Genomic DNA, 4,508 nt, shown 5'->3' with positions numbered 1-4,508 from the left:
ATGGTGATCATGGTATTGTTGAAGCTGGCGTTCACATGGGCGACGCCGGCGGTGATGTTCTTGCGTTCGCGCCGACGAAGGCGCTGCGGTTCACGTGCCATTTTTCTATCCTAACCTTCGAAGCTGGAAAGTAGCGGTGCGGCCAGCGCCCCTGCTTACTTCTTCTTGCCGGCGATCGGCTTGGCCTTGCCCTTGCGAGTGCGCGCATTGGTGTGCGTGCGCTGGCCGCGGACCGGCAGACCCTTGCGATGACGCAGGCCGCGATAGCAGGCCAGGTCCATCAGGCGCTTGATGTTCATCGCGGTTTCGCGACGAAGATCGCCCTCGACCGTGTAGCCGGCGTCGATCGCTTCGCGGATCTGCAGCACTTCCTGGTCGGTCAGGTCCTGAACGCGGCGCTCGGGCGCGATGTTCAGCTTCGTGGTGATTTCCTTGGCTTTGGCCGGGCCAATGCCGTGGATATACTGGAGCGCGATCACTACGCGCTTGTTGGTCGGGATGTTGACACCCGCAATACGTGCCATGAACTTTGTTCTCCTAGCTCCACAGGATGCGGCATGGCTGCCACGCACCCCATCTCATCGCGTTACTCCGAAACGCACGACAGCGGCGGACGCAAGCAGGCGCCGCCGGTCAGCCGGTGTATCGGAAGGCGGCTCATCTAGGGTCGAGTCGGCGCAGTGTCAAGCGCGGGCGCGGCCGGGACGGACCGATCGCCATGGTTTAACGCATTTGCCCCGAGCCGTCATCCCCCGCCGACTCGCCGCGGCCATAGCTGAGATCGCCCGTGCCGATCGACGGCTCGGCGGGGGCGGTGAAGGATGTCGCGACGATCTCCGGCCCCGCATCGTCGGCCGCGGCCTGATGGACGTAGAACGGGTTCAGACTGTCGACCACCTGTTGTCCGGCGACGGTGCCCGCGCCGATCGCGGCCAACGCTCCCAGCCCGAGCGCCAACGCCCAGCGGTTCCTCTCTTCCCATCGCACGAGCGCGTCCTCCTGTCCCTGCGCCCCCGCGCATCGAACGCGAGAAGCAAGGCGGACGTTCCCCGGCCGCGGGCTACTTCTTGTCGGGTGGCGTGAGGGGAGCGGGCGGCGGAGCTTCCGCCGCGGCCTTGAGCCCGTCGAGTTGCGCTCCGAGAACGCTGTCGACCGCTGGAGCCAGCTTGTCGAAGCCGGTCGGCGAATAGCCGCCCGCGACATAGCTCATCCTGACCTTGGTCGCATTGTCGCCTTCCGGCGACAGTTCGAAGGTCAGGGTCGCGACGATCGCTTCGCTCTGCAAGGGGCCGAACGCTCCTTCCATGCGGAGCGTCTTGCCCTTGTCGACGAACACCAATCGCGCGTGCTGGACACTGCCCCTGCCCGGCAGCTTCTCGCAGAAGCAGCCGGTCGCCTGGCTGTCGATATAGAGGTTGTTGGCATCGCCCGACCAAGTGTGCTCCTTCGACCACCAGCGTTGCGGCGCGCGCAGCGTTTCCCACACCGCGTCGGGCGCGGCGTTGATGGTGACGGTCTTTTCGAGGACGAACCCAGCGGCTTCGGCTTTGACGACGTCGGCGGCGGCCGGGGTGGCGATCGCGAATAACGCAGCGGCGGCCACGAATGTGCGGAGCATGACGAGTTCCCCCCTCAGGATGAACGGGAGACTATAGTGCCAAAGGCTGATCGTCACCCCGGCCTTGTGCCGGGTCTGCGCTTCAACAACGGAAATCATGACGTGTTGCGCGGCGGATGCCGGGACAAGCCCGGCATAACGACGATTAGTGACGGTCAGTAATGGTGGAAAGCGGGCGTCGGTCGTCAGCCTATTCGTCCAGCGCCGCCGCGATCGCCGCGCTGACGTGATCGATATCGGCCATACCATCGACGCGGATCAGGATGCCGCGCGCTTCATAGATCGGAATGATCGGCGCGGTCTTGCCGCGATATTCGGCCATGCGCGTGCGCACGGTTTCCTCATTATCGTCGGCACGGCGCTTGAAGTCGTGGCTGCCGCAGACGTCACAGGTCCCCGCCACCTTGGGCTGCTTGAACTTGTCGTGATAGCCGGCGCCGCACTTCGCGCAGGTGTAGCGGCCCACGATGCGCTCGACGAGCGCGTCCTCGTCGACCTCGAGCTCGACTACGCGGTCGAGCTTGCGGCCATTCGCGGCGAGTAATTCGTCCAGCGATCCTGCCTGCGCGGCGGTGCGCGGATAACCGTCAAAGATCACACCCTGGTCGGGACGCAGACGCTTGAGGTTCTCGTCGATCAGGCTGGAGACGATCTCGTCCGAAACCAGCTCGCCCGCATCCATCACCGTCTTGATGCGATTGCCGAGGTCGGTGCCCGCATTCTTCTCGGCACGCAGCATGTCGCCGGTCGACAGCTGCACCATGCCGCGATTGGCGACCAAAAGCTCCGCCTGGGTGCCCTTGCCGGCACCCGGTGGGCCGAGAAGTATGATGTTCACGCCGATCTCCCTGTTGGCGCCGCCCCTCTTAACGGAGGCGGCCGCCCTTCAGTTTCGCCTTCTTGATCAGGTCGCCATATTGGTGCGCCAGCAGATGCGACTGGATCTGGGTGACGGTGTCCATCGTCACGTTGACCACGATCAACAGGCTGGTGCCGCCGAGGTAGAACGGGATCTTGAGCGCCGAGACGAGATATTCCGGCACCAGGCAGATCACCGCCAGATAGGCCGCGCCGATCACCGTGATGCGGGTCAGCACGAAGTCGAAATAAGCCTCGGTGTTCTTGCCCGGGCGGATGCCGGGGATGAAGCCGCCATAGCGCTTCAGGTTCTCGGCGGTTTCCTCGGGATTGAACACCACGGCGGTGTAGAAGAACGAGAAGAAGATGATGCCGGCCCCGTACAGCGTCATGTAGAGGATCGAGCCGTGCTGCAGATATTGGTTGAGCGCGATGACGACATCGCCCCACCAGGTATCGCCTTTCACCTTGTTGCCCGCGAGCTGGGTGATGGTCAGCGGCATGAGCAGCAGCGACGAGGCGAAGATCGGCGGGATCACGCCCGCGGTGTTGAGCTTGAGCGGCAAGTGGCTGCGATCCGACTGTACCCCGCGTTGCGTTTGTCGCTTGGGATATTGGATCAGGATGCGGCGCTGCGCGCTTTCCATGAAGCAGATGAACAAGACGATGCCTACCACCGCGGCGATGATGCCGACGACCTGAAAGCTGTCCATGCTGCCGGTGCGGCTGCCATTGACCAGATTGTAGATGTTGGTCGGCATGTTGGCGACGATGCCGGCCATGATGATCAGCGACACGCCGTTGCCGATGCCGCGGCTGGTGATCTGCTCGCCCAGCCACATCAGGAACATGGTGCCGCCAATCAGGCTGATCACCGCGCCGACGCGGAACAGCATACCGGGTTCGACCACTGCCTGGACGCCGGCATTGGCTCCCATCGTCTCGAGCCCGACGGCGATGAACCAGCCCTGCACCGCGGTCAGCGCGACGGTGCCGTAGCGGGTATATTGGTTGAGCCGCTTGCGCCCGCTCTCCCCCTCTTTCTTGATCGCGGCGAGCGTGGGCGACAGCGAGGTCGCGAGCTGCACCACGATCGAGGCGGTGATGTAGGGCATCACGCCGAGCGCGGTCAGCGACATGCGCTTGAGCGAGCCGCCGGAGAAATTGTTGAAGAAGTCGAGGACGCCGCCGTTGGTCTTGTCCGACAGAATGCCGAGCGCGGTCGGATCGACGCCCGGCAGCGGCACGTAGCTCAGCAGACGGAAGATGATCAGCGCGCCGATCGTGAACCACAGACGCTTCTTGAGGTCGGTCGCCTGGGCGAACTTGGAAAGGTTGAGCCCTGAGCCCAGACTGTCGGCTGCGGATGCCATTTATTTGATCGTCCCGAAATAAAAACGGCGGAGATGCGTCGTCCGCGCCCCCGCCGCTCATATAGGCGCCCATTCTGCCTTGTCACCTGTCGCCCGTCGCAACGGGCGTCAGGATTGTGGGCAATTTACTTGGCGGCGGCCTTTTCGGCCTTGGCGGCAAGGCGCGCTTCGCGAGCCTTGCCCTTCTTGGCGGCGGCCTTGTCGGCCGCGGCGACCACCTCGATCACCTCGACCTTGCCACCGGCTTTTTCGACCGCTTCGATCGCGCTCTTCGACGCGCCGGCGACGGTGAAGTTCAGCTTGGCGGTCAGCGCGCCCTTGCCGAGCAGGCGAACGCCGTCCTTGCCGCCACGGGCGAGGCCAGCCGCCTTGAGCGCGGCGTGATCGATCGTGCCCTTGCCATCGAGCTTCTTGGCGTCGACCGCCTTCTGGATCGCGCCCAGGTTCACCTCGGCATAATCCTTGGCGAAGATGTTGTTGAAGCCGCGCTTCGGCAGACGCATGTGGAGCGGCATCTGGCCGCCCTCGAAGCCCGCGATCGAGACGCCTTCACGGCTCTTCTGGCCCTTCTGGCCACGCCCGGCGGTCTTGCCCTTGCCCGAGCCGATGCCCCGGCCGACGCGGATCTTGCGATGACGCGCGCCCTCGTTGTCGCGCAG

At 64.4% G+C, this 4,508-nt stretch carries 6 protein-coding genes and 1 pseudogene; all 7 read right to left on the bottom strand.

Going from position 1 to position 4,508, the window contains the following annotated elements:
- Positions 1–101 (bottom strand): annotated as a pseudogene (locus tag ACTHJR_RS12240) (30S ribosomal protein S11); the annotation flags it as partial.
- Between the two features lie 54 nt (positions 102–155).
- Positions 156–524 (bottom strand): 30S ribosomal protein S13, encoded by a 369-nt coding sequence (gene rpsM / locus ACTHJR_RS12235; RefSeq protein WP_066583942.1) that lies wholly within the window; start codon positions 522–524, stop codon positions 156–158.
- A 199-nt stretch (positions 525–723) separates the two neighbouring features.
- Positions 724–987 carry a hypothetical protein gene (locus tag ACTHJR_RS12230; protein WP_440523496.1) on the bottom strand — a complete coding sequence of 88 codons (264 nt, stop codon included), beginning with the start codon at positions 985–987 and terminating at the stop codon, positions 724–726.
- A 73-nt stretch (positions 988–1,060) separates the two neighbouring features.
- On the bottom strand, positions 1,061–1,717 hold the full coding sequence (locus ACTHJR_RS12225) for an SRPBCC family protein (protein ID WP_440523494.1): 657 nt from the start codon (positions 1,715–1,717) through the stop codon (positions 1,061–1,063).
- Positions 1,718–1,808: 91 nt separating this feature from the next.
- Entirely contained in the window at positions 1,809–2,456 is a 648-nt protein-coding gene (locus ACTHJR_RS12220) for an adenylate kinase (protein ID WP_440523492.1), read from the bottom strand.
- A gap of 28 nt (positions 2,457–2,484) precedes the next feature.
- Positions 2,485–3,849, bottom strand: a complete 1,365-nt coding sequence (gene secY, locus ACTHJR_RS12215) for a preprotein translocase subunit SecY (protein ID WP_440523491.1) — start codon at positions 3,847–3,849, stop codon at positions 2,485–2,487.
- 125 nt (positions 3,850–3,974) lie between these two features.
- A partial coding sequence (gene rplO / locus ACTHJR_RS12210) for a 50S ribosomal protein L15 (protein WP_440523490.1) occupies positions 3,975–4,508 on the bottom strand: 534 nt, incomplete at its 5' end.

The sequence above is a fragment of the Sphingomonas sp. genome (assembly GCF_051962185.1).
In the GTDB taxonomy this organism is placed as follows: Bacteria; Pseudomonadota; Alphaproteobacteria; order Sphingomonadales; family Sphingomonadaceae; genus Sphingomonas.
This window is presented reverse-complemented; position numbering and strand designations above follow the sequence as displayed.